The organism is Mesorhizobium sp. WSM4884, assembly GCF_029625675.1.
Classification (GTDB): Bacteria; Pseudomonadota; Alphaproteobacteria; order Rhizobiales; family Rhizobiaceae; genus Mesorhizobium.
Window position 1 is genome coordinate 1 of the sequence record NZ_JARTVO010000011.1, and the last position, 24,481, is coordinate 24,481.

Annotated in this window: 19 protein-coding genes; 4 read left to right on the forward strand and 15 right to left on the reverse strand. The window is 64.3% G+C overall.

The window, feature by feature from the left end; translation table 11 throughout:
- Positions 1-984 precede the first annotated feature (984 nt).
- The 3 genes from P9236_RS18265 to P9236_RS18275 form a co-directional block, all read right to left on the reverse strand.
- The gene (locus P9236_RS18265) at positions 985-1,647 is read right to left on the reverse strand and encodes an SMC-Scp complex subunit ScpB (RefSeq protein WP_063169436.1); all 663 of its coding nucleotides are present in this window, start codon (positions 1,645-1,647) and stop codon (positions 985-987) included.
- 2 nt (positions 1,648-1,649) lie between these two features.
- Positions 1,650-2,606 carry a DUF1403 family protein gene (locus P9236_RS18270; protein ID WP_063169437.1) on the reverse strand — a complete coding sequence of 319 codons (957 nt, stop codon included), beginning with the start codon at positions 2,604-2,606 and terminating at the stop codon, positions 1,650-1,652.
- A gap of 1,528 nt (positions 2,607-4,134) precedes the next feature.
- Complete coding sequence (locus tag P9236_RS18275) at positions 4,135-5,958, reverse strand: adenylate/guanylate cyclase domain-containing protein (protein ID WP_278075882.1); 1,824 nt, start codon at positions 5,956-5,958, stop codon at positions 4,135-4,137.
- A 442-nt stretch (positions 5,959-6,400) separates the two neighbouring features.
- Between P9236_RS18275 and P9236_RS18280 the strand changes: the two genes are divergently transcribed.
- Positions 6,401-8,008 (forward strand): caspase family protein, encoded by a 1,608-nt coding sequence (locus tag P9236_RS18280; protein ID WP_278075883.1) that lies wholly within the window; start codon positions 6,401-6,403, stop codon positions 8,006-8,008.
- A gap of 21 nt (positions 8,009-8,029) precedes the next feature.
- Here P9236_RS18280 and P9236_RS18285 read toward each other — a convergent pair whose 3' ends face one another.
- Positions 8,030-9,163 (reverse strand): hypothetical protein, encoded by a 1,134-nt coding sequence (locus P9236_RS18285; protein WP_278075884.1) that lies wholly within the window; start codon positions 9,161-9,163, stop codon positions 8,030-8,032.
- A gap of 333 nt (positions 9,164-9,496) precedes the next feature.
- Between P9236_RS18285 and P9236_RS18290 the strand changes: the two genes are divergently transcribed.
- Positions 9,497-10,390, forward strand: coding sequence for a DUF1186 domain-containing protein (locus P9236_RS18290; RefSeq protein ID WP_278075885.1), 894 nt, complete (start codon positions 9,497-9,499; stop codon positions 10,388-10,390).
- 38 nt (positions 10,391-10,428) lie between these two features.
- Here P9236_RS18290 and recQ read toward each other — a convergent pair whose 3' ends face one another.
- Positions 10,429-12,294 (reverse strand): DNA helicase RecQ, encoded by a 1,866-nt coding sequence (recQ, locus tag P9236_RS18295; RefSeq protein WP_278075886.1) that lies wholly within the window; start codon positions 12,292-12,294, stop codon positions 10,429-10,431.
- Between the two features lie 178 nt (positions 12,295-12,472).
- On the opposite strand from recQ, the gene P9236_RS18300 reads away from it, so the two are divergent.
- Positions 12,473-13,099, forward strand: a complete 627-nt coding sequence (locus tag P9236_RS18300) for a LysE family translocator (RefSeq protein WP_278075887.1) — start codon at positions 12,473-12,475, stop codon at positions 13,097-13,099.
- A 268-nt stretch (positions 13,100-13,367) separates the two neighbouring features.
- On the opposite strand, the gene P9236_RS18305 is transcribed toward P9236_RS18300, so the two are convergent.
- From P9236_RS18305 to uxaC, 8 genes are read right to left on the reverse strand one after another with little or no spacing between them, the layout of a single operon-like run.
- Positions 13,368-13,700, reverse strand: coding sequence for a cupin domain-containing protein (locus P9236_RS18305; RefSeq protein WP_278075888.1), 333 nt, complete (start codon positions 13,698-13,700; stop codon positions 13,368-13,370).
- 28 nt (positions 13,701-13,728) lie between these two features.
- Entirely contained in the window at positions 13,729-14,496 is a 768-nt protein-coding gene (gene kduD, locus P9236_RS18310) for a 2-dehydro-3-deoxy-D-gluconate 5-dehydrogenase KduD (protein ID WP_278075889.1), read from the reverse strand.
- Positions 14,493-15,344, reverse strand: a complete 852-nt coding sequence (kduI, locus tag P9236_RS18315; protein ID WP_278075890.1) for a 5-dehydro-4-deoxy-D-glucuronate isomerase — start codon at positions 15,342-15,344, stop codon at positions 14,493-14,495. Before kduI ends, kduD begins: the two co-directional genes overlap by 4 nt.
- A gap of 16 nt (positions 15,345-15,360) precedes the next feature.
- Positions 15,361-16,134, reverse strand: coding sequence for a FadR/GntR family transcriptional regulator (locus P9236_RS18320; protein ID WP_278075891.1), 774 nt, complete (start codon positions 16,132-16,134; stop codon positions 15,361-15,363).
- A gap of 11 nt (positions 16,135-16,145) precedes the next feature.
- Positions 16,146-17,426 (reverse strand): TRAP transporter large permease, encoded by a 1,281-nt coding sequence (locus tag P9236_RS18325; protein ID WP_278075892.1) that lies wholly within the window; start codon positions 17,424-17,426, stop codon positions 16,146-16,148.
- 3 nt (positions 17,427-17,429) lie between these two features.
- The gene (locus P9236_RS18330; RefSeq protein WP_278075893.1) at positions 17,430-18,014 is read right to left on the reverse strand and encodes a TRAP transporter small permease; all 585 of its coding nucleotides are present in this window, start codon (positions 18,012-18,014) and stop codon (positions 17,430-17,432) included.
- Entirely contained in the window at positions 18,011-18,988 is a 978-nt protein-coding gene (locus P9236_RS18335; RefSeq protein ID WP_278075894.1) for a TRAP transporter substrate-binding protein, read from the reverse strand. Before P9236_RS18335 ends, P9236_RS18330 begins: the two co-directional genes overlap by 4 nt.
- A 32-nt stretch (positions 18,989-19,020) precedes the next feature.
- Positions 19,021-20,439 carry a glucuronate isomerase gene (gene uxaC / locus P9236_RS18340; protein WP_278075895.1) on the reverse strand — a complete coding sequence of 473 codons (1,419 nt, stop codon included), beginning with the start codon at positions 20,437-20,439 and terminating at the stop codon, positions 19,021-19,023.
- A 192-nt stretch (positions 20,440-20,631) separates the two neighbouring features.
- Between uxaC and P9236_RS18345 the strand changes: the two genes are divergently transcribed.
- Complete coding sequence (locus P9236_RS18345) at positions 20,632-22,128, forward strand: mannitol dehydrogenase family protein (RefSeq protein ID WP_278075896.1); 1,497 nt, start codon at positions 20,632-20,634, stop codon at positions 22,126-22,128.
- A gap of 188 nt (positions 22,129-22,316) precedes the next feature.
- Here P9236_RS18345 and P9236_RS18350 read toward each other — a convergent pair whose 3' ends face one another.
- Complete coding sequence (locus P9236_RS18350) at positions 22,317-22,724, reverse strand: F0F1 ATP synthase subunit epsilon (RefSeq protein WP_278075897.1); 408 nt, start codon at positions 22,722-22,724, stop codon at positions 22,317-22,319.
- A 116-nt stretch (positions 22,725-22,840) separates the two neighbouring features.
- The gene (gene atpD / locus P9236_RS18355; RefSeq protein WP_278075898.1) at positions 22,841-24,436 is read right to left on the reverse strand and encodes a F0F1 ATP synthase subunit beta; all 1,596 of its coding nucleotides are present in this window, start codon (positions 24,434-24,436) and stop codon (positions 22,841-22,843) included.
- Between the last annotated feature and the right edge of the window lie 45 nt (positions 24,437-24,481).

Sequence of the window (24,481 nt, forward strand, 5' to 3'; positions counted from 1 at the left end):
GATGGATGCTGAAGCGTGGTAACTCCAGTCTCCTCGGTCCGGTCCGAATGGACAACCTCTCGAAAGCTCACACCTAGAACTCCTCTTGAAAGCGTATCTAGCTTCAAAGGGCGTGTCGAAACGCGGTCTCCGGCTCGGCTTCGGTCACAAGATCGAGGACATTTACGAAGCCGCAGTGGCCCTAGGAATGCCGCCGATTGGGAACGTGAAGATGATTGCCAACAACCTTGACCTGATGAATTCTCAGCAAGATTTTAGGTACCCGTCGGGGTACAAGCTGAATGTCCCGCCGCCGAGCTTCTGCCGAGAAACGTATAACGCTCTCCACACAGCGATCGAGCCGAGGATCCCCACCGAGGTACTGAAAGCCAACCTCAAATTTCATTGGGATTTTCGGGGGAAGACTGTCATTTGGAAGGACGAATAGCCCGAGGATGATCTTCCCCATCTACGTTGGCGTTCTTATGGCGCTGCTGTCAGCATCCGCCATTGGCGGTGGCGGCAAGGCGATCTTGTTGGGATGGCCGCCTCGCTGACAATGGCCGGGATGGGCACTCGCCGGCTGGCTAGGTTCTTAGCAGGCCATAGCCGGCTGTCTGGTGGAGATCGTCTTTCAGGGCTTTGATCGTCTGTGAAAGGTCGCGAACCTTGTCCATCAGCGTCTGAATGGTCGCCCCGATGGGCTGGATCTTAACGCCTCAATCGTCGCGAGAAGCTCAAGGTAGACGTGGTTCAATTGAACTTTCTCCCTTCGAGAGCTCTCAATGGTGATCGACATGTGCGACCAGGCTCGATCAATTGCCTGTTCGCTTATCCTTCATCGACAAGCGGACGCGTGCCGCCACCTCCCTTCCGTCACGCGAAGGACCCAGCCGGCGAGACCAGACGGCGTGCGTGGCGCAATCTTCTATGTGACGAGCGGCGAGATCGCGTGTGTCCCGCCGTGATGGGATCATCTATTCGTCGAGCGCGGCGCTGGCGCCATCATCGTCGATATCTGCAAACCCTGGGATGATCCAGCAGCTTCTCCTTCGACAGCAGCCCGGCGTCCTCGAGCGCCTCGAAATCCGGCAGCTGGCGCAGCGTGTCGAGCCCGAACTGCGACAGAAAAGTTTTGGTCGTCACATAGGTGTAGGGCGCGCCCGGCTGCGGGCTGCGCGGCCCCGAGGCGACCAGCTGCTCAGCGCGCAGCACGCCGATCAGGTCACGTGACACCTCCTTGCCGAAAAAGCTCGACAGCTCGCCACGGGTGATCGGCTGGAAATAGGCAATGCACATCAAGACAAGCGCCTCCGCCTGCGACAGTTCTTTTGCTCCCTCGCCCGCTGCCGTGCCGAAGGCTGCGTGAATGGCGTCGCCAAAAACCTTTTTGGTCCGGTGCTGCCAGCCGCCGGCGACCGCGACCAGCTCGTAAGGGCGGCCGGCGAGTTCGGCGCGAATGTCGTCGATGATCAGCTCGATATTGCAGTTTTTTCCCACCACCCGCGCGAGGACACTACGTGTCACCGGTTCATTTGCCGCAAAGATCACCGCTTCGACGCGGGCCATCCATTCGCACCAGCGCAGCTCCGGCGGCAGATGTTCCAGTTCGGTGTCGAGCAGCGCCGGCTGATCGTTTGGCTTGCGGCGGGCGGACGCTTCGCTCATCGCTACAGCCCGAACAGCCGGAATGTGGGGCGGCCGGAGAGCTCGCGCACGACCTCCAGTTGCTGCAGCCGTTCGAACAGCCGTCGCGATGCAAAGCGCGACAGATTGTCCGTCGTCAGCGATCCGGACACGGCGTCTTCACTGAGCAGCAGAAAGATTACGTCGCCGGCGCCTTTGGCGCGCAGTTTCGGCGCCACCGCCAGGAGTTTTTCGGCCCGGCGCGACAGCTCGGCGGCCAACCGACAAGCGTCCGCGGCGGCCGCGACGAGCGCGATGCAAACCGCCCGCTCAAAATTCTTGTCCCCGGGCCGGATGCGCCGGCCACCGCCGGCCTCGGTGCGGAAAGATGGTCCAAAACCCTGCGCCATTAGGAGCGGCAGGGGCTGCGGCCAGCCCAGGCGTTGCGCCAGTACCAGGTCGGCGAGCCACCAGCCAAAGACTTCGGCATCGGGACGCATGGCGACGACCTCAGCGGCGATCGCCGCGGCGTCGAATGGCGCCGACCGCTGGGATACCCCGAGTTTTTCGATCTGCGTGCAAAGGTCGGCGAGCGCGGCGCCGTCCCAATGGAGGCCAAGCTGGTCGAGTATCTTCCCGAGCCGGCCGGGCGTAGCGGCGGGCGGCTGCCTGGCCAACTGCCGCCAGGCGCCAAAGACGGCGCCTGCGGGACCGGGGTCAGCACGTAGGGGACGCAAATGCCAGGCATCGCGCAAGGCGGCCGCATCCTCGGCGCGGCCGGCGAGCCGCATGCTGGAGGCGGCGCAGCGAACCGCCAGCCGCTGCCGCCAAGCGCCGGCCCAGGCTGCCTGCGCGCGGGCGAGCGTGTCGAGGGCACCCAGGGCGGCGCCGGCCCGGAAGGCGGCGTCGCCGTCACTCGGCGCGCCGGCGCTTGTGATCGCCCACGCGGGAACGGAGGGCGGCGCAGAGGAGCTGGCGGTCGCGGGATCGAGGCGAATCATAATTTGGAGAGTAAAGTGCCGGTGCGCTTTTCGCCATGATTTTCGTGCCAAAACGCACAGCCTGTCGGATCAGCACAACGACTGATAGTGTTGCATTATCAATCTCTTCACGAGTTCGTCCCTGCTAAGCCATTTGGCCAACAAGTAAGTCTCGACAGGGCACCTTTTTGCGCAGCCGGACGAAACTCCGTTCGGAAATGTGCCGGCTCGCGGCGTAGGAGCCTGCTCAGGTTCAGATGTCATGAAGGCATCTAACGCCCGATCTGCCGCGCAACTTCGGTCCCATATTCATTGCCGACGGGGTATCTGAGGGCGACGTTTTTTGCGGGTTTTTCCTGGTCGGCTTTGGAGGTGATGCTGGCGCCGATTGTCACAGGCTACTTCACTATCTGTTCCTTGACCGATGAGATCTTTTGCGCTGCGGCGCTCCCGTCTTTGCTGTGGGTCACCTTCTGACCCAAGCCCCAACGTACACACGCGGGAGTGTCCTACAAGCCATCGGTTTCGACAGATCGGATGGATTGGGCAGGCGAGCCCAAAAGCTGCGAGCTTAGAGCGGTTATAAATCGTAGTTGTAGCTGTGTAACAAACTGTGTAACAAAAAGCGCGAAAAGACTAGTATTTTCAGTATCATAGAGGTGAAAGGGAATCCCTCCCTCTCCGCCATCTTGCTTCGCGCTGCGCGCTTCGCAGGACAGGTCCCGAATTCCTCTCAGCGCGAAGCAGGATATCCTCCGAAGCTTTGGCGAAGGAGGGGTGCAGCAGCCCGCATGTTACGTGACAAAAATCCGACCATGGCGATAATAATAGGATCTCAGGAGATCACCCTGCGGAGGACCGTTCGACATGCGCTCTGGGCGGAATCCAGCGGTGTCCGGATTGATTGTTAGACACCGGATGGAAAGATGATCGGGCGAACTATAGCGGCTGCCCTTGCAATGGCGTTTTCCTTTTCGCCTGCGCATGCGCAACCACGGCATCGTCTACCGAGCGGTTATAAATGGGGCCGCTGCCTGCTTGTTGTTCACGGTCAGACTCGCATATCCGGAAGATGCTTCTATCAAATCGAGAAGGGCGGCGATTTTAATATCCAGGGGCCTCGGCAGGTTTTTGCAGGTATCGACTACCCCGACACGCATAGCGGGGCTGGAGAAATGTCAAAAGATTACTGGGCAGTCGTATACAAGGACGGTGATCTTTGGGAAGGCTATGGGAACGCGGACGTTCGCGACACTCACGGCGAGGTGGGAGATTGGGGAGACCTTCGCCGTGAAGGCGCGTGCTATGTTGGGAAGGACGTTCGAGTGTGCCTTTGGCGCTAGCGGGCCCAAAGGCGATCGCAGGGTCGAGCTCAGTGAGATCGATTGGTGGGTAGGCTGGTCGCCGCCCGTTGATCCATCGGACGGTCTTCCTTCCGGTCGATGCGGGCTCATGCTTCGTGTGGCTACGCTGCGTTCATGGCCGATGTTCAAGCGACACCGCCTGCCGGACTGACGCTCAGGAGAGGCACCCTTTGCAACGGCGGCGATCACTCCGGCACGCCGGCGACGCCTAGCGCGTCGAGGTATCGCTCGGCGAACGCCTTGTCCTGCCACGGGTTGATCTGTCTCTGCAGGGTGAGCGTGTAGGTTGGGAACGCCTCCATCAGCCGCCGCGCCGCTGCCTGCGCTTCGTCTAGCCGGTTGAGCTTGACCAGCGCCATGATCACCACCCGGTGCGAAGAACCATAGTTCGGCATCTCGTGCAGCGCGCGTTCTCCCCATGCCAGCGCTTCCTCGTAGCGCTCGAGCATCAGGTAGCTCATCCCGATGCCGGAGAGCGCGATGCCCCTCTCGGGGTCGATCGGGCTCAGCCGCATCGCCCTGTGAAAGTGCTCGATCGCGACGAGCGGACGGCCGGAATGTGCGTTCACCCAGCCGCTGCCCGTATGACCCTGCGCCGAATTGGGGTTGAGCAGCAGGGATCGTTCGATGGTGCGCAGCGCCATCTCGTAGTCCTTCGCGCTGTAGGCGATCACCTGCGCGGCGAACCGCAGGCTCGTGGGGTCGTCGCGCGCTTCCGCCAACACCTCGCGCGCCATGCGCGCGGCGACTCTGGTATCGTCGGGCTCGTGCCAGCACTGGCTCACGGATAGGCTGCGGATATACGCGCCGAGTGCCTTCGCCAGGTTGAAGCCGGGGTCGATGCTGAGCGCTTCGTTGGTGAGCCGGCGCACGTCGGCAAAGCCTTCGCGCGTCATGCTATAGAAGCGCGGCAGGGCGCGAAGGTAGAGGTCGTAGGCGCTGATGTAGTCGGTCGGCTTCATGCGCGCCTGCTTGATCTCCTGCAGCCGGATGCTCGGCTCGACAGCGCCGACGACGCTCTCGGTCACCTTGTCCTGCAGATCGAAGATGTCGCTCACGTCGCCCTCGAAGCGGTCCGCCCAGACGTGGTGTCCGCTGATCGCGTCCACCAACTGCCCGCTGATGCGCACCCGCGATCCTGCCCTGCGGATGCTGCCTTCGAGCACGTAGCGGACGCCCAGTTCGCGCCCGACCTGACGCAGGTCGACCGCCCGTCCCTTGTAGGTGAAGGACGAGTTGCGGGCGATCACGAAGAAGGAGTTCACCCGGCTCAATCCGGTGATGATGTCCTCCACCAGCCCGTCGGCGAAGTATTCCTGGTCGGGGTCGCCGCTCATGTTGGTGAAAGGCAGCACCGCGATCGAGGGTTTCTCGGGCAGGGGAGGCGGTGCAGCGCCGGCGTCGGTCTCGACGCGGTAGGCGCGCACAGGCCGCTCGATGTTCTTGAGGCGCAGGTCGCCGAGCGGCGTGAAGCCGCAGTCGAGCTTGCCCTGAAGGTGGTCGTAGGCGGTGCCCGAGACGACCACGCTGCCGGGATCGGCGACGTTTTCGAGGCGGGCGGCGACGTTGACCCCGTCGCCGTAGATGTCGCCGTCCTCCTCGCAGACCACGTCGCCGAGATTGACGCCGATGCGGAAGCGAATCCGCTCTTCCTCAGGCGTCTCCGCCTCGTTTTCCGCCAAGGCCTGCTGGATCGCCATCGCCGTCGTCACCGCGTTGACGACGCTCGCGAACTCGCACAGCATGCCGTCGCCGGTGAGCTTGACGATTCGGCCCTGGTGCTCGCAGACCAGCGGTTCGAGGAGGTCCTTGCGGTAGATCTTCAGCCGCTCGAGTGTGCCGCGCTCGTCGCGCTCCGTTAGCCGCGAATAGCCGACCACGTCGCAAGCCAGGATCGCTGCGAGGCGACGCTGCGTGGTCATTGCGTCACCCAGCCAAGCGCCTGCACGCGGGCCGCCCCGCGTCCATGTCCCGCCAACCTCCAGACGCGCCACGCGCATGGTATCCATCTCTCCCAGTCTCCGTCCGTCGCCGATACAGAACGGAGAACGCAGCCTGACCTTGCCCTTCACGAGATTCGCTATCGCGCTTGCGAGGCGTGGAGCGTTCCGGTCGCCGCGCTCACGCCCGACCGATGACACGCCCACGCAGCCTCAGGAACGCTGACGCGCCACTCCCGGAAGGCCGGGGATATTTCCTGCTCTGTGTAACCGGTTGACGCCACCGTGGCGGTGCTTTTGTATCGGGCATCACACCGGACGTTCGGCATCGAGACGCGCCAGCGCCGGCCGGTGGCAGCAACAAACCCGGCCGCCGCCGCATCCTCGGTACGAAGCAGGATGCACATTCAACCCCGCTAATGTGTTATGTATTTCATGGAAGGGGCTCCCCCCACGTGAAATGCGACTGGAATGAGCAGGTAAAGCCGCAACCTGATTGAGAGTGCGCGCGATGAGGTTATGGGCCGCCATTGTCGGTTTGATTTTCCTGGCCGCTGCCGATCTGCTGCAGGCAGGCGCCCTTGCCGCCGGCAGCAGTCGGGTCGCGCTGGTCATCGGCAACAGCAAATATGTCTACGCGCCCGCCCTTCCCAATCCTGCCGGCGATGCCCGGCTGATGGCCGATGTGCTGCGCAAGGCGGGGTTCAACGTCATCGAAGGGGTCGATCTCGACTATGCCGGAATGCGTGACCGGCTGAACAAGTTCACCGAGGCCTCCTACGACGCCGATACCGCGCTGATCTATTACGCCGGCCACGGCATGCAGGTGAATGGCAAGAATTACCTGATCCCGATCGATGCCGAGCTCACAGCCCCGGCGCATCTCAAGACCAGAACCATCCAGATGGACGAGCTGCTCGCCGCCCTGCCGCCCGACCCGGCCGTGGGCATCGTCATCCTCGATGCCTGTCGCGACAATCCACTGGCGAGAACCCTGGCGGCCGCGTTGCCGAAGAGCCGCTCGACCACCGCGCCGGGCCTGGCGCCCATCGACGTCAGCGGGTCGGAAGTCGGCACCGGCGGCGTGCTGATCGCCTTTGCGACCGATCCCGGAGCCGTGTCCTACGACGGCAGCGGCGCCAACAGCCCTTACACGACTTCGCTGGCCAGGCATCTCGCCGAGCCGGGCGTGGAAATCCAGAGCGCGCTGACCCGCGTTCGCGGCGAAGTGACGGCCGAAACGGACGGCCGCCAGCGGCCCTGGCACAATGCCTCGCTCGGCCGCGAGGTCTTTATCGGCCCGCAGACGCCGCCACCGGCGGCGCCCGCTCCGCAGCCATCCGCGACCGAAACTCCGGCCGTGCCGCCAAGCTCGGATGCGCGCGGATGGGAAATCGAGCAGCGTGTGTGGGACGAAGCCTCGAAGCGCAACACGCTTGCCCACTACGAGGCCTATCTGCAGCAATTCCCCAACGGAGCGTTCGCCGACCTCGCCCGCCTCAACATCAATCAGTTGAAGAAGCCGCCGATCACTGTCGGAAATGCACCGGCTGCCGACGCCAAGACAGAGGGCGACGCGTCGCGGTCGGCCACGGCGGCGGAACCTCCGGCCCCGGCCGCCAATCCGGAAACCGACGCCGGGACCGAACTGACGGAAAGCGCAATCGGCCTTGATCGTCAGGCAAAGATCGATCTGCAGGAGAGGCTGCTGGCCATCGGTTACGACCTGGACGAGGCCGATGGCGACTTCGGCATCAAGACGCGCCAAGCCATCGGCCGGTGGCAGGAAGAAAACCGGCTGCCGCCGACCACCTACCTTACGCAAAAGCAATATGCCCGGCTGAAGCTCGACACGAACGATGCCCTGAAGAACTACCGCGCTCAAAAAGCGTCGGAGGCCGAAGCGAAGAAGCAGGAAAGCACCACGTCGCAAAAGACTGAGAAGCCGCAACCGGTCGTCCGCGCGAAGCCGAGACGCGAAGCAGCCAATCCAAGGCCGGCGCCGAAATCCAAGCCGGCGCAGCGAAAGTCCGGATACCGCACCTGCAGCGGCATCGACGGAACCTTCGAGGTTCCCGCGTCCCAGAGATGCCCGTTGAGCGGCTACGCGCATTATTGAATGGATGGCGGCCCCGCGGACCTATCCCAGCGTCGCCAGACGTTCGATGAAACGGCCTTTACCGGCATGGCGCTCCCGGATCGATTGAAGCCGGAGGCGGAATTCCTCGACACCGTCCTGTCTTTCGGCGAGCGCCAGGAGATCGGAAAGAAGGGCTGCTGCCTTGTCATATCCGGCGGGATTGCGTCGCCCGATTTCATCCTCGACGTCGCTCCACACGCTTTCGCCCCGGCCGCGAATGGCCTCGAGCCGCACCTCACGCGCCTTCTCGGCCGCCTCCGCCTCCAGTCGCCGCTGCGCTTCCGCCAGTTCCGCCTCGGCGCGCTCGCGGGCAAGACGGATCTCACGGGCGCGGTTCAACAAGTCCGCGGCTATGCGCGGAGCGTCGGGCGAGATTGCCGTCTGGAGTTCTGAGCGCGCCCGCACCAAGGCTCGCAACTCTGCTGTCACATGCGGCTCGCCATTGAAAATCCGTGTGAGCAGGCTGGTTTTCTCCGCATCGCTCATCGCCGCGACTATTCGCCCGGCCGTCTCCGGCGGCAACCTGTCCGGAGCCGCTGCCGAGTTCTGTTCCGCGGCTGCCCGGACAAGGTCCCGATCGATGCAGAAGAATTCGGCGAAGGCTTCGAGCGCGTCGGTCAACGGCCCAAGTCCGGGCATCGGCTCCGGTTCGTCCGGCTCGACCGCTTCGGCTTCGACATCCATGAGCCAAATCAGATAAAACAGCCTGAGGTCGCCCGCGAGCACGTCGGCCCGGAGCGGCGACAGGTTCGCTAGCCAACCCTCGCCATCATCCCAGTCGCCGGGCTCCAGTTCGTCGCGCCAGATGCTCAAGACGACGTTCTCACCGGCGATCCTGAGCACGGAATAGTCGTTATTTCCCAGAAACGCGCCGAGGCGATCCCGGTCGACCAGCCGGGTCGGCAGCTTCATCATCAAGCGGCGCGAGCCCCAATTCGCCAGGTAGAGGTGAAGATCGAACCAGTGCTCCATGAGTTGGTCCGGATCGCCCTTGAAGTCGCCCCACTCGTAGAAATTGGTGAAGCTGGTGGCCGTGATACGCGCCCGTGACGACAGGTCGCGAAGCGCCCGGCGATCCGCGTCGCTGAGTGGTCGATCGATCGCCTGGAATTCGTAATACTGATATTCGCTCATCGTCGCCAAACCGGATGCAGGAAGCCGTCGGTTTCAAGGATTCGCAGGGCCTCTGCAAGGTCTACATCCATGCGGAGCCACCACCCTTCCCGTCTGTCGCATCCAGAACGCCGCCTTCCGTAGTCTGCATATTTTCAGAAACACGGCACGCCATCAAAATTGTGGTACGAAGCGCATCCGCCTCGGATGAGCGTTTGCAAGGCGACTGATACGCCTTAGATTTGGCGGGAACCAGCGCGTGAGGATGACATGAGGAAGGAAGAAGTCGAAAGGCTCTTCGGCGGCGGCAGGGAGGACTTCGACCTTGGTCCGATAGAAGACTACCTTCAAGCGGTGGCGACCGAGCGCGAAGTGCCGGATGTCGCGATCGGGCTTTGCACGATGAGGATCGAGGAATCCGCTCCCCCGCTGCGCGCGATCCTCGAGCGCGCCGCCGATGGAGAGGCTCTTTCGGACGATGACGAGATGCTGGTCTTCAGAGGCCTGTACATTCTCGGCGGAGCCCGGGACAGCCAGGCATGCCAACCCTTGCTGCGCCTGCTGCGCCGTCCCACGGAGGAAACCAACTGGCTGCTTGGCGATACCATAACCGAAACCTTGTCGCGCATCGTCGCGGGCGTATTCGACGGCGACGCCGACGCGCTGTTCGGCATCATCGCCGACCGCTCCGTCGACGAATTCATCCGCGACGCGGTGTTTGGCGCGGTGACCTTTTTGACATGGGAAGGTCGTATCGAGCGCGATCGGACACGGCATTTCGTGGAGCGGTTCTACCAGGAGAGGCTGGCCGACGACTGGGACTACGCCTGGGTCGGCTGGCTGCAGGCGATTTCGATGCTTGCCCTGCGGGACCTCGTTCCGCTTGCCTACAGCGCCTGGGACGAGGGCCGTATACCGGAAGACGTGCTTGAACGCAGCGATTTCGAAAGCGACCTGCGGGACGCCGAGCAGCAACCCGAAGACATCGGCCGGTTCGACCGTGCCAGTCTGAGTTACATCGAGGATGTTCTCGTGGCGCTGGATTGGACTCGTGGCCTTGGAGACTATGACGACTTCGAGCTTGGCGATGACGATTTCGAGCTTGGCGAGGACGACGACTGGCAGCCCTCGGGGCTAGACGGGGCGAACGCAACGCCGGTTACGAATCCCTGGCGTGACGTTGGGCGTAACGATCCGTGCCCCTGTGGCAGCGGCAAGAAATTCAAGAAGTGCTGCCTCACCAACTGAGGATCGTAGGGCGCCTGGTCGGCTGAGTCGGCGAAGATTCAGCCTCCAGAATTGTGCGCCGCTATCGCGCTCAAGAAGATCTCGCCGAACTCCCTGAGCTTGGCCTCGCCGACGCCGTTCACTTGCGCGAAGGCATCGAGGTCGCGCGGGCGGCGCTCGGCCATGTCGATCAGCGTGCGGTCGGAAAAGACGACATAGGCCGGCACCTGGCGTTCCCTCGCCAGGCGCAGCCGCAGCGCCTTCAGCGTGGCGAGCAGTGCGGAGTCCAGATCGTCGGTGCCGGCTGCGGCGGCAGCCTGGGCCGAGCGCGCCTTGTTGCGCAAGGAGCGGTGCCGTGTCTCGACGCGGTATTCGAACGCGGTCTCGCCACGGCCGAGCGCGCGGCCGCTTTCGGAAATGGCAAGGCCGCCATAGCCGTCCGGGTCCGGCATCAGGAACCCGCCCGCCACGAGCTGGCGGATCAGCGACAGCCACGCGGGCCGCTTGTGCGCCGCGCCGGTGCCGAAGCTGGCAAGCCTTTGATGGCCCCTGGCCAGCACTTTCTCGGTCTCGTGGCCGAGCAGGATGTCGACGATATGCGAGGCGCCGAACCGCTCGCCGGTTTGCACGATGGCCGAAAGGATGATGCGCGCCTCGGCGCTGCCGTCCGCGCGCGGCGCCTGATTGAGGCAGTTGTCGCAATTGCCGCAAGGCTGCGCCATCTCGCCGAAATAGCCAAGCAGGACTTGGCGGCGGCACTGCGCTGTCTCGCAATAGCCGATCAGCGTGTCCAGCCGGCCGTGCGAACGCCGCTTGTGCTCGGGCGAGGCATCCTCGTCGTCGATGAACAGGCGGCGCGTACGGATGTCGCCGAGGCCGTAAAGCATATGCGCTTCGGCCGACCGCCCGTCGCGGCCGGCGCGGCCGATCTCCTGGTAATAGGCCTCCAGGCTCGCCGGCAGGTCGGTGTGGAAGACATAGGCCACGTCCGGCTTGTCGATGCCCATGCCGAAGGCGATGGTCGCCACCATGACGACGCCCGAGAGCGTCATGAAGGCGTTCTGATTGGCCTCCCGCGCCTCCTTGCTCATGCCGGCATGGTAGGCGAGCGCGGTGACGCCGTTCTTTTCGAGGAAGGCCGCCATCTCCTCGGTCTTGCGGCGCGACAGGCAATAGACGATGCCGCTCTGCCCCGCATGGCGCTCGACGAAGCGCAGCAGCTGGCGCTTGCTGTCCTGCTTCGGCTCGATGGCGAGCCGGATGTTCGGCCGGTCGAAGCCCAATACCAGCGTATCGACGCGGTCTGCAAACAGCCGCGCCGAGATGTCGGTGCGCGTCGCCTCGTCCGCGGTCGCCGTCAGCGCGATGATCGGCACCTTCGGAAAAATGTCGCGCAGCCGCGCAAGCTCCTCATATTCGCGCCGGAAGGCCGGCCCCCATTGCGAGATGCAATGCGCCTCGTCGATGGCGATCAGCCGGATGTCGAGCCTGGCGAGCGCGTCGAGCATCCGCTCGGTCATCAGCCGCTCCGGCGCGAGGTAGAGCAGGCGCGTCTGGCCCGACGCGACCCGGCGCCACGCCGCGACATTGGCATCGCGGTCGAGCGAGGAATTGATCGTGTCGGCGGCGACGCCGGCGAGCCGCAGCGCCGCGACCTGGTCCTGCATCAGCGCCACCAGCGGCGAGACGACGATGGTGAGCCCGCCGAGCACAAGCGCCGGAACCTGGTAGCAAAGCGACTTGCCGGCGCCGGTCGGCATGACCGCCAGCACGTGACGACCGGAGAGCAGCGTCTCCATAACGTCGGCCTGGCCGGGGCGAAAATCGTCGAAGCCGAACACGTCCTTCAGCACGCGCCGCTTGGGATCGCGTCCTTCCACCGGAATGCCCGCCGTCGATGTCTGGCCCGCCATCGATGTTTGCATGAGAGTGATTCCCGGATTCGGCTGAGGCCAAGTTCTTAAGGCGCGGATTGCCCGAACACCACCGTAACCCTTGTTTGTCCGCCGTTTTGCCTGCGCCGCCGCTGGCGCATCGCCGTTGCGTTGCCTTTCCGCGCAAAGGATGGCTTGCTGTCCCGGCCCGCAGCGGAGGAACCCGGCAATGATCGACTTGGCCACGTTGGCGACCTATGTCGCGATCGTGCTTGGCTTCGTTTTCATTCCAGGACCTGCGACGCTGCTTACCGTGGCGCGGGCGACGAGCTCGGGAACCAGGGTCGGCATCGCCACCGGCGCCGGCGTCGCGGCGGGCGATGTCGTCCACACCGTCATGGCGATCTTCGGCATCTCGGCCATCATCGCCACCTCGGCGATGCTGTTCTCCATCATCAAATATATCGGCGCGGCCTATCTCGTTTATCTTGGTATCCGCGCCATCCTCGAGAAGGCACCGGCCGATCTCGCGAGGAGCGCTCTGCCGATACCGGCACACAAAGCATTCCGGCAGGCCATGTTGACCGAGGTGCTGAACCCGAAGACGGCGCTGTTCTTCCTCGCCTTCCTGCCCCAGTTCGTGCATCCGGAACATGGATCGGTCGTTCTGCAGCTGACGGTCCTCGGCGCCGTCTTCGTCCTTCTCGGCCTCTTCAGCACGGTGGTCTTCGCCGTCTCCGCCGGAGGTCTGGGCTCCTTTCTGCGCCGCAACCCGACCGTGCTGAAGTGGCAGGGCAAGGTGGTCGGCGGCATATACTGCGCCCTCGGCGTGCGGCTCGCGCTGCAGCAGCGTTAGAGCAATTCCAGGAAACGTGGGTAACGGTTTTCCGTCCGGAATTGCGTCAAAACAAAGAGATAGAGCGGTTCGCCGTTTCCGTGAAACGGTGAAACGCTCTAGACCCCTGTCAGCATCACCTGCAGCGGGCGCCGTTAAACCTATCTTCACCATGTTGCGGCACCATCATCGTCCTGCGGCGATGTTTTGAGTACCGCGGCGGCGCCACGAGCGCCCAGGCAACAAACCCGCGCCTCACGGCGCGGGTTTTCCTTTGGAAAATGGGTTCTCAGGCGAGGAAGTCGGGCCGGCAAGGCGCAAAACTGTCGACCAGCCGTCCCGCTTCCAGCGCCTTGACGCCGTGCATCAGGTTGGACGGCACGATGAAGCTGCTTCCCGCTTCCAGGATGTCCGACTTGCCGTCGATGGTGACTTCGAAGCGGCCCTCGGCGACGTAGCTTGCCTGCACATGCGGATGCGAATGCAGCGCGCCGACACCACCCTTTTCGAAGGCGAACTCGACCATCATCAGTTCGTGCGTGTGCACCAGGACGCGCCGCCTGTTGCCGTCCGGCGTCGGCCCCCAGGCTTTTTCGCCTGGATGGGAAAAGAAATCGGTCATCACGAGCTTCCGTTCTAAAATTGAAATGTCACCGCGCCAGCCAGCCGCCGTCCACCGGCATCACCGCGCCGTGCATGTAGTCCGATGCGGGCGCGAGCAGGAAAACGGCCGCATCGCCGATGTCCTCGGGTCGGCCCCAGCGCGCCGCGGGAATGCGTCCGAGGATGGCGGCGCTGCGGTCGGGATCGGCGCGCAGGGCCTCGGTGTTGTTGGTTTCGATATAGCCCGGCGCGATGCCGTTGACGTTGATGCCTTTCGGCGCCCATTCGCAGGCGAGCAACCGCGTGAGGCCGAGCACGCCATGTTTCGAGGCGGTGTAGGAGGCAACGCGGATACCGCCCTGAAAACTCAACACCGAGGCGATGTTGACGATCTTGCCGCATCGGCCGGGCTCCGCCAGCACGCGCTTGGCAAAGCTCTGGCAGAGCCGAAAGACCGTCTTCAGATTGATGTCCATCACCTCGTCCCAATCGGCCTCGGTCAGGTCGACCGCATCGGCGCGTCTAATGATGCCGGCATTGTTGACCAGGCCGTCGAGCGGTCCGCTCTCGTCCCAGACCCGATCGAGCATGGCGGCGGCCTTGGCCGGATCGCCGAGATTGGCGACTACTGCCTCGAAACGTCCCCCTATGGCCGCGATTTTTTCCGCCGTGTCGTTCATCGCCGAACGGCCGACGCCGATCACGGCGCCGCCGGCGCGCGCGACCGACACGGCGATGCCCTGGCCGATGCCGGTGTTGGCGCCGGTGACGAGGATGCGCTTGCCGGCGAGGCTGAAAGCGGAAAGGTCGCTCACCTGAGCTGCTCCATCGTCACTTGGTCGACATCGGTATAGTCGACATTGTCGCCGGCCATGGCCCAGATGAAGGCATAGTTCGAGGTGCCGGCGCCCGAATGGATCGACCAGCCCGGCGACAGCACTGCCTCCTCGTTGCGCATGACGATGTGGCGCGTCTCGTCCGGCTCGCCCATGAAGTGGAAGACACGCGCATCCTCGGCCAGGTCGAAATAGAGATAGGCCTCCATGCGCCGGTCATGCACATGGCAAGGCATGGTATTCCAGACCGAGCCCGGCGCGAGCTGGGTCATGCCGACGACGAGTTGGCAGGTCTTTACCCCGTCGGCATGGATGAACTGGAAGATCGAGCGCTCGTTGCTGGTCGCCTGGCTGCCGAGGTCGAGCCGCTTCGCGTCGCCGACGCGGATCAACTGGCTGGGATACGACTGATGCGCCGGGGCGCTTAGCAGATAGAACTTGGCCGGCTTGTCCGGCTCAGCCGAAGCGAACGAGACCTGCTGCGTGGCCATGCCGAGATAGACCATGTCCCGCGCCGCCATCTCATAGGGCAGGCCATCGGCCGTCACCGTACCGGCGCCGCCGATATTGACGGCGATCATTTCGCGGCGGTCGAGGAATGCCTGGGTGCCGGTCGGTTTGATGGCTTCCAGCGCCAGGACCGAATCCACCGGCATGGCGCCGCCGACGATCATGCGGTCGTAATGCGTGTAGGTCAGGTTGATACGGCCGGGCTGGAACAGCCCTTCGACGTGGAAATTGTGGCGCAGCTCGTCGGTTCCCATTGCCGCGGCCGCGGTTGGGTCGATGGCGAAGCGCGAGGAGAATTCGGTGTGTTTCTGATCCATCATCTTGCTCGAATGATCATCCGGTCGATGCCGCCGCCACCGACTTCGCGTAATAGGCCTGCCGCGCCTGCAGACGCTCGCGGTAGCGCTGCTGGCTGGCGGTGAGATGCGCCCGCATCGCCTCGCGCGCGGCATTGGCGTCGCCCGCCGAGATCGCGTTGAGAATCACCAGGTGCTCGCGCTGCAGGCCGCGCTGGTAGTCGTCGGACTGGACGAGCTCCGTCGACCAGGGCGAGGTCACGTCGCAAGGAATGGCGCGGCGGCCGAGCACGTCGAGCATCTCGACATAGAACGGATTGTTGGTGGCGCTGGCGATCGCGCGGTGGAAGGCGAGGTCGGCCGGGCCGGTCGGCTGGCTGTCGAGCAGGAGCCGCTCGAACTCGAAGAAGGCCTCCTGGATCGCCGCCTCCTGCGCGGCGTTGCGGCGAATGGCGGCAAGGCCGGCCGATTCGATCTCGATCGCCAGTCGCACCTCGAGCACGTTGAGCGCGATCGAGTCCTTGCTCGCCATGTCGGCAGCCAGCACCCCCAGGGTGGTGGAGATGTGTTCGGTGACGAAGACGCCGGCGCCTTGGCGTGCCTCGACGAGGCCGTCGGCGGCGAGCTTGGCCAGCGCCTCGCGGACGACGGTGCGGCTGACGCCGAAGGTTTCCGTCAACTGGCCCTCGGTCGGCAGCTTGTGTCCGGGCGGAATCTCGCCCGCCAGGAGCTGCTTGCGGATCGCCGCGACCACCGTTTCCGACAGTTTCGGCTTCCGTTCGACCCTGAGGTCGGTTGTGCTATCGGCCAACTCGATCGCTCCTAATGGAAAAGGTTCGGTAGCCACAATGATATTGCCGGCACATAGGTGACAAGCATCAACACCGCGAAAGCCGCCCCGTAGAAGGGCCAGATCGACCGCATCGCCGTCCAGATCGGAATCCGGCCTATGGCGCAGCTGACGAAGAGCACGGCCCCGACCGGCGGCGTGCATAGACCGATGCCGAGATTGAGGATGAGGATGACGCCGAAATGCACCGGATCGACGCCGTAGGCCATGACCACCGGCAGGAAGATCGGCGTGGTGATGATGATCAGCGGCGACATGTCCATGAACGTGCCGAGGATAAGCAGGACGACATTGATCAAGAGCAGGATGACCAGCTTGTCGCCGGATATCTCCTGCAGGAAGGCGACGAGCGCCGCCGGCACCCGCAGATAGGCGAGCAGCCAGCCGAAGGCGGCGGCGCAGCCTATGATCATCAGGACCATGGCCGTCGTGCGCACCGCCGCGGTGGTGGCTGCGACGAAGTCGCTCCAGCTCATCGAGCGGTAGATGATGAGCGTGACCAGGAAAGCATAGACGATGGCGATGCAGGAGCTTTCGGTCGCCGTGAAGATGCCCGATCGCACGCCGCCGAAGATGATGCCGATCAGGATGAGACCCGGAATGGCGCCGAAGAGCAACTGCAGCGCCCGGCCGAAACCGGCGAAAGGCTCGGTCGGATAGCCGCGCCGGCTTGCGACCAGATAGGCCGTGATCATCAGCGCGAGCGCCAGAAGCAGGCCCGGGATGACACCCGCCGTAAACAGGTCGGCGATCGAGATGCGGCCGCCGGCCGAGATCGAATAGATGATCATGTTGTGCGACGGCGGGATCAGAAGGGCGATGATGGCGCCGACCGAGGTGATGTTGACGGCATAGTCGATCCCGTAGCCGCGTGCCTTCATCTGCGGGATCATCAGCCCGCCGACGGCCGATGCATCGGCCACCGCCGAACCGGAGATGCCGCCAAACATGGTCGACGCGGCGATGTTGACTTGGCCCAAGCCGCCGCGCAGATGCCCGACGACGGAGCCGGCCAGCGCCACGAGGCGGGCGGCGATGCCGCCGCGCACCATCAGGTCGCCGGCAAAGATGAAGAACGGTATCGCCATCAGCGAGAAGACGCTGACGCCCGAGTTCAGCCGCTGGAACACCACCACCGGCGGCAGGCCGAGCACGATGATCGTCGCGAAGCTCGCCACCCCGAGGCAGAACGCAATCGGCGTGCCGATGATCAGCAGGAAGACGAAAGTGCCGAAAAGCACGGTCAAGGCCATGGCTTACATCTCCGCCCCGGTGGCGTGGATGTCGACGTCGACGGGAAGCCCGGCGAAGCGCCCGGCCAGCCGCTCCAACGAGAAAAGACAGACGAGCGCGCCTCCGAAAATGACCGGCAGGAAGCTCACGCCGCCGGGCAGGGCGAGGGACGGCATCACCGTATTCCAGGTCAGCCTGGCCAGCTGGACGCCGTAGATGATCATGCCGGCGCCGAACGCCAGCACGACGATGTCGGAGATCGTGCGCAGCACCGCCTTTGCCGGCGCCGGCAGGAAATAGAGCAGCACGTCGAAGCCGAGATGCGTGCGCTCGCGCACGCCGACCGCAGCCCCAAGGAAGATGAACCAGCCCATCAGCAGCACCGAGGAGGCCTCTGTCCAGCTCGGCGAGCGGTTGAGCACATAGCGCGAGAAGACCTGCCAGGTGATGATGATCGTCATCAAGGTCAGCCCGGCGCCGCTGACCCACAGCGCCAGCGTTGCCAAGCCCGACAACAACCGCTCGGCACGCAGCCAGAACGCCGCGCCGCCACCCTGCCGCGCTGGCGGCGCTGAAGCGCCGCTGGGCCTATCGTCGGTGCTCGTCATTTCGCCGCCTGGATGCGGGCGGCGAGATCCTTGAGCTCGGGCGTCGCGAGATACTTCTCATAGACCGGCTTCATGGCGTCGATCAGCGGCTGCTTGTCGATTTCGCTGACCTTGACGCCGGCCTTCTCGACGATGTCGCGCGACTTCTTCTCCTGCGCGTCCCACAGCTCGCGCATCTTGACGACGCTGTCCTTGGCCGCCTGCCTGACGATCGCCTGGTCTTCCGGCGACAGCTTGCCCCAGCTGGCCTTCGACATCACCAGCACTTCCGGCACGATCTGGTGCTGATCCAGTGTGTAATGCTTGGCGACCTCGTAGTGCTTGGCGGATTCGAAGCTTGGCCAATTGTTCTCCGCGCCGTCGATGACGCCTGTCTGCAGGGCGGAATAGACCTCGCCATAGGCCATCGGCGTGGCGTTGGCGCCGAGCGCGTTGACCATGTCGACGAACACGTCCGACTGGATGACGCGGAACTTCATGCCCTTGAGATCGGCGATCGAGGTGATGTCCTTCTTGGTGTTGTAGAAGGAACGCGCGCCGGAATCGTAGAAGGCGAGGCCGACGAGGTCATGCGCCTCGAAAGCCTTCAGGATCTGGTCGCCGATCGGCCCGTCCATGACGTGGCGCATATGCTCGACCGAGCGGAAGATGTAAGGTAGCGACGGCACGGCGGTTTCCGGCACGATGCCGTTGAACGGTCCCATCGACACACGATCCAGGTCGATCACGCCCGATTGCGTCTGCTCGATCGTGTCCTTCTCCTCGCCGAGCTGTGCCGAATGATAGACCTCGATGGAGTAGCGACCATTGGTCCGCTGCTTGATCAGCTCGCCCATATATTTGACCGCCTCGACGGTCGGGTAGCCGTCGGGATGCGTGTCCGACGAGCGCAGCACGGTCTCGGCATTGGCAATGCCGATGAGCAGTGAGCCGAAGGCCAATGTGGCCGCCGTCAATTTCGAAAAATGCAACATGACTTCCTCCCTTTGAAACCCTGACGCACCGCTCAGAGCCGGTACGCCTTCTTGGCAAGCGTATAGGCAAGCTCGCGCGCCAGCTCATGCGCTTCATCCTCGCGCAGCCGGTGCTCGGCGACGAGCCGCGCCAGAAATGCGCAGTCGACGCGGCGGGCGACATCGTGGCGCGCCGGTATCGACGGAAAGGCGCGCGTGTCGTCGTTGAAGCCGACGGTGCTGTAGAAGCCGGCGGTCTCGGTGGTCATCTCGCGGAAGCGGCGCATGCCTTCCGGGCTGTCGTGGAACCACCAGGCCGGCCCGAGCCTGAGCGCGGGATAGACGCCGGCAAGCGGCGCCAGCTCGCGCGCGTAGCTCGTCTCGTCCAGCGTGAACAGGATGATCGTGAGGTCGCGCTCCAGCCCGGCGCAGTCGAGCAATGGCTTCAGCGCTGTCACATAGTCGGTCCTGGTCGGGATATCGAAGCCCTTGTCCCTGCCGAACTTCTGGAAAATAGCCGGCGAATGATTGCGCCATGACCCTGGATGGATCTGCAGCACCAGGCCATCGTCACGGCTCATCTTGGCCATTTCTGTCAGCATCTGGGCGCGAAACAGCCGCCGCTCGCGCTCGTCCTCCGAGCCGCGGCGGATGCGGCTGAACAGTTCCCCGGCCGCGGCGTCGGAAAGATTGGCGGTCTCGGCGGTTGGGTGACCGTGGTCGGACGAGGTCGCGCCGAACTCCTTGAAATAGGCGCGGCGCTTCCGGTGCGCCTCGAGATAGCCGGCCCAACTGCCGGTATCGCAGCCGGTGATCTCGCCCAGACGGTCGAGACTGGTCAAGAAGCCTTCGAAGTCGGGATCGACCACGGCGTCCGGCCGGTAGGCGGTGACGACGCGGCCTTTCCAGCCGCTGTCGCGGATCATCCGGTGCCATTTGAGGTCGTCGAGTGCGCCTTCGGTCGTCGCGATGACCTCGATGTTGAAGCGCTCGAACAGCGCCCGCGGGCAATAGTCCTCGCGCTGAAGCTGCGCGGCGATCGTGTCGTAGTGGCGGTCGGCCGTGCTCGCATCGAGCGGCTCGTCGATGCCGAACAGATGTTCGAACACATGGTTGAGCCAGAGTCGGGTCGGCGTGCCGCGGAACAGATAATAATGCTCCGCGAAGCGCCGCCAGATCACCCTGCCGTCGGTCTCGACCGGAGCCTCACCGAACTTCGGGGAATCGAGCGTTGGCACGCCGAGCTCTTCGAGCCGCACGCCCTGGCTGAACAGCATGCGGAAGATGTAGTGGTCCGGCACGATCAGCAATTGCGCCGGATCGGGAAACGGCTCGTTGAGCGCATACCAGCGCGGGTCGGTGTGACCATGCGGGCTGACGATCGGCAGGTCCTTCACCCCGGTATAAAGGGCACGAGCCAACGTTCGCGTTTCCGGCGCGAACAGCAGGTCCGGATCGGTCAGTGCTGCCACGTGGCTCCTCCCAGGCTGGCCTATTGGTAGATCGGGCGGAGATAATGTCAACATACAAAAATCATCAGGTTGTATGATGACTTTTGCATAAGCAGCTGCCATTGTACGGGGCGGCGACGGATGCTACGCCGCAGCCGTCCGGTTGCTGCCCAGCGAGCGGCTCGACGCGCCGATCGGAGACTTCAGACGCCAATGAACAGCCGTCTTTCCAACGCCACTGTCGCCAAGCTGCCAGGCGCGATTGCCATACCGCGCTATGATCGCGGCGCCGTGACACCCGGCATCGTCCATCTCGGCGTCGGCGCCTTCCACCGGGCTCACCAGGCGGCTTATGTCGACGCCTGCCTGGCGGATGGTGAGGCGGATTGGGGCATCGTCGGCGTCTCGCTGCGCAGCCCCGACACGCGCGATGCGCTGGCGCCGCAGGACGGGCTCTACACGCTGGCGGTGAGGGACAGCGCCGGCGAGCACCTGCAGGTGATCGGCTCGATCCTGTCGCTGCTGGTGGCGCCGGAAGATCCCGACGCGGTGCTCGCCGCGCTCATCGACCCGCGCACCCGCATCGTCACGCTGACCATCACCGAAAAAGCCTATCTGAGGGCGGCTGACGGCAGCCTCGATGAGAACCATCCCGACATCGTCCACGACCTGGCAAACCCCGGATCGCCGAAGACCGCGCATGGTTTTCTCACCGAGGCGCTTCTGCGCCGCCGCGTTGCCGGCGTGCCGCCCTTCACCGTGCTCTGCTGCGACAACCTTCCGGCCAACGGCGCCACGCTGCACCGGCTGCTGGTCGAGTTTGCAAGGCTGCGCGACGCCCGTGCCAGCGCAGGCGATCTTCCGTTAGCCGGCCACATAGCCGACGATGTGGCTTTCCCGTCGAGCATGGTCGACCGCATCGTGCCGGCGACCACCGATGCCGACCGCGCCCGCATCGCCGGCGAACTCGGCCACGAGGATGCTTGGCCGGTGATGACCGAGCCGTTCCGCCAATGGGTGATCGAGGATCGTTTCTCATGCGGACGGCCGGCCTGGGAAAGATTCGGCGTCACCATGGTCGAGGACGTCGGTCCCTTCGAGGACATGAAGCTCAGGCTGCTCAACGGCGCCCATTCGGGCATAGCCTATCTGGGGTTGCTGAGTGGCCATGCCACCGTCGATCGCGCTTTTGCCGATCCGGCGATCCGGCAATTCGTCGATGCGTTGTGGGCCGAAGCCATCCCGACCCTGCCGGAGGGTGCCGGGCTCGACACGGCCGCCTACACCGCCGAGCTCGCGGCGCGCTTTTCCAACACGGCGCTTGCCCATCGCACGGCTCAGATCGCCAATGACGGCAGCCAGAAGCTGCCGCAGCGCATCATTGCGTCGGCCTTGGAGTGCCTGGAGGCCGGCACTGAGCTGGTCCATCTGACACTGGTGGTGGCCGCCTGGATCGCCGCCTGCGCAGCACGGGGAAGCACCTTGCCGGAGGGCCATTTCACCGATCCTCTCGATGCTGCGCTGACCTCACTTTTGGCCCAGCAGCTGCCGGCGAATGAAACGGTGACGGAGGTGTTTGAGCTGGCCGGCTTCGCCAAGGGCCACGCCGAACGCCAGACGTTGATCGAACTCGTGGCCGTGCATCTCGTCCACTTGCGGCGGGAGGGACCGGTATTGGCGTTCGCCGCGCTCGGCATAGATAGCCGATAACGCTCGCGCCTAGAGTAATTCCAGGAAAAGTGCGAAGCAGTTTTCCGTCAGGGATTGCGTCAAGACAAGGAGATGGAGCGTCTGCCGTTTCCGTGAAACGGCAGACGCTCTGACAAGCAGGCGGACTGTCCATCAAACGAAAAAGCGGGGCAAGCCCCGCCTTTTCAATCATCTGTAAGGAGCCGTCGTCAGGCTGGAATAAGCGCGCCTTCCAGCGTGGTGAGTTGGCTGAGGAACTGCTCGGCCTTGGCGCGGCTCTCGTCATCCTTGGCGTCGGCGGCGTCTTCCCTCGCCTCCTGGATGCGGCGGGTGATGTCGGCGCGGTCGATGTCGTTCACATGAGTCGCCGATTCGGCGAGCAGCGTGCACCCAGAAGGCAGGATGTCGGCGAAGCCGCCGAACACCACGTAGCGCTCTTCCTTGCCGGCCGCGGTCTTCACCGTGACGACGCCGGGCTTGATCGTGGTCATGACCGGAGCGTGCTGCGCCATCACGGTCATCTCGCCTTCGGCGCCCGGGATGACGACGGACTCGACCTGCTCGGAAACGAGCAGCCGCTCCGGCGAGACCAGTTCGAACTTGAAAGCTTCAGCCATGATCAATTTAGCGAATGGTGAATGGTGAATGGTGAATGGTCCAAAATGGCCATCACCCAGCCCGATTTCCGATCCGCTACTCCCTATTCACCATTCACTATTGACCATTCACCGGCTTACGCCGCTTCAGCCGCCAGGCGCTGCGCCTTCTCGACCGCTTCCTCGATGCCGCCGACCATGTAGAAGGCGGCTTCCGGCAGGTGGTCGTAGTCGCCGGCGCAAAGGCCCTTGAAGCCCTTGATGGTGTCGGCGAGGTCGACAAGCTTGCCCGGCGATCCCGTGAACACTTCGGCGACGAAGAACGGCTGCGACAGGAAGCGCTCGATCTTGCGGGCGCGCGCAACGGTCTGCTTGTCCTCTTCCGACAGCTCGTCCATGCCCAGGATGGCGATGATGTCCTGCAGCGACTTATAGCGCTGCAGAATCGACTGCACCTGGCGAGCGACCTGGTAGTGCTCCTCGCCGACGACCATCGGGTCGAGCATGCGCGAGGTGGAATCCAGCGGATCGACGGCCGGGTAGATGCCCTTTTCCGAGATCGCGCGGTTGAGCACGGTGGTGGCGTCGAGGTGGGCGAACGAGGTCGCCGGCGCCGGATCGGTCAAGTCGTCGGCCGGAACGTAGATGGCCTGCACCGAGGTGATCGAGCCCTTGGTCGTCGTCGTGATGCGCTCCTGCAGCGCGCCCATGTCGGTGGCGAGAGTCGGCTGGTAGCCCACCGCCGACGGGATGCGGCCGAGCAGCGCCGACACTTCCGAGCCCGCCTGCGTGAAGCGGAAGATGTTGTCGACGAAGAACAGCACGTCCTGGCCCTGGTCGCGGAAATACTCGGCGACGGTCAGACCGGTCAGGCCGACACGGGCGCGGGCGCCCGGCGGCTCGTTCATCTGGCCATAGACGAGCGCGGCCTTGGAGCCCTGGCCGCCGCCCTTCTTGTTGACGCCGGATTCGATGAATTCGTGATAGAGGTCGTTGCCTTCGCGGGTGCGCTCGCCGACGCCGGCGAACACCGAGAAGCCGCCATGGGCCTTGGCGACGTTGTTGATCAGCTCCTGGATCAGCACGGTCTTGCCGACGCCGGCACCGCCGAACAGGCCAATCTTGCCGCCGCGGGCGTAAGGGGCGAGCAGGTCGAGAACCTTGATGCCGGTGACCAGGATCTGCGCTTCCGTCGACTGGTCGACATAGGCCGGAGCCGGCTGGTGGATGGCGCGCATTTCGACGGCGTCGACCGGGCCTGCTTCATCGACCGGCTCGCCGATGACGTTGATGATGCGGCCGAGCATGCCCGGGCCGACCGGAACCGAGATCGGCCCGCCGGTGTCGAAGACCTCCTGGCCACGCACGAGACCCTCGGTCGAGTCCATGGCAATGCAGCGCACGGTGTTCTCGCCGAGATGCTGGGCGACCTCGAGCACCAGGCGGTTGCCGACATTGTCGGTTTCGAGCGCGTTCAGAATGGCCGGCAGATGGTCTTCGAACTGCACGTCGACGACGGCGCCGATGACCTGGCGCACCTTGCCGGCGGCGCCGACCCTCTTTGCCGCGACGTTGGCCGTCTTCGCCGCTGCCGCCTTGGCGGGTGCCGCTGCCTTGGCCGGAGCGGCCGCCTTCTTGGCCGGAGCGGCCTTCGCTGCTGCTGCCGGAGCCTTTGCCGCTTCCTTGGGGGCCGATGCCGCCTTGGCGGTCTTCGGGGTAGCTGCTTTCGCCATCGTCTTTGCCCTTTTCGTCTATCTGTTGTTCACGCCATCGCCGCG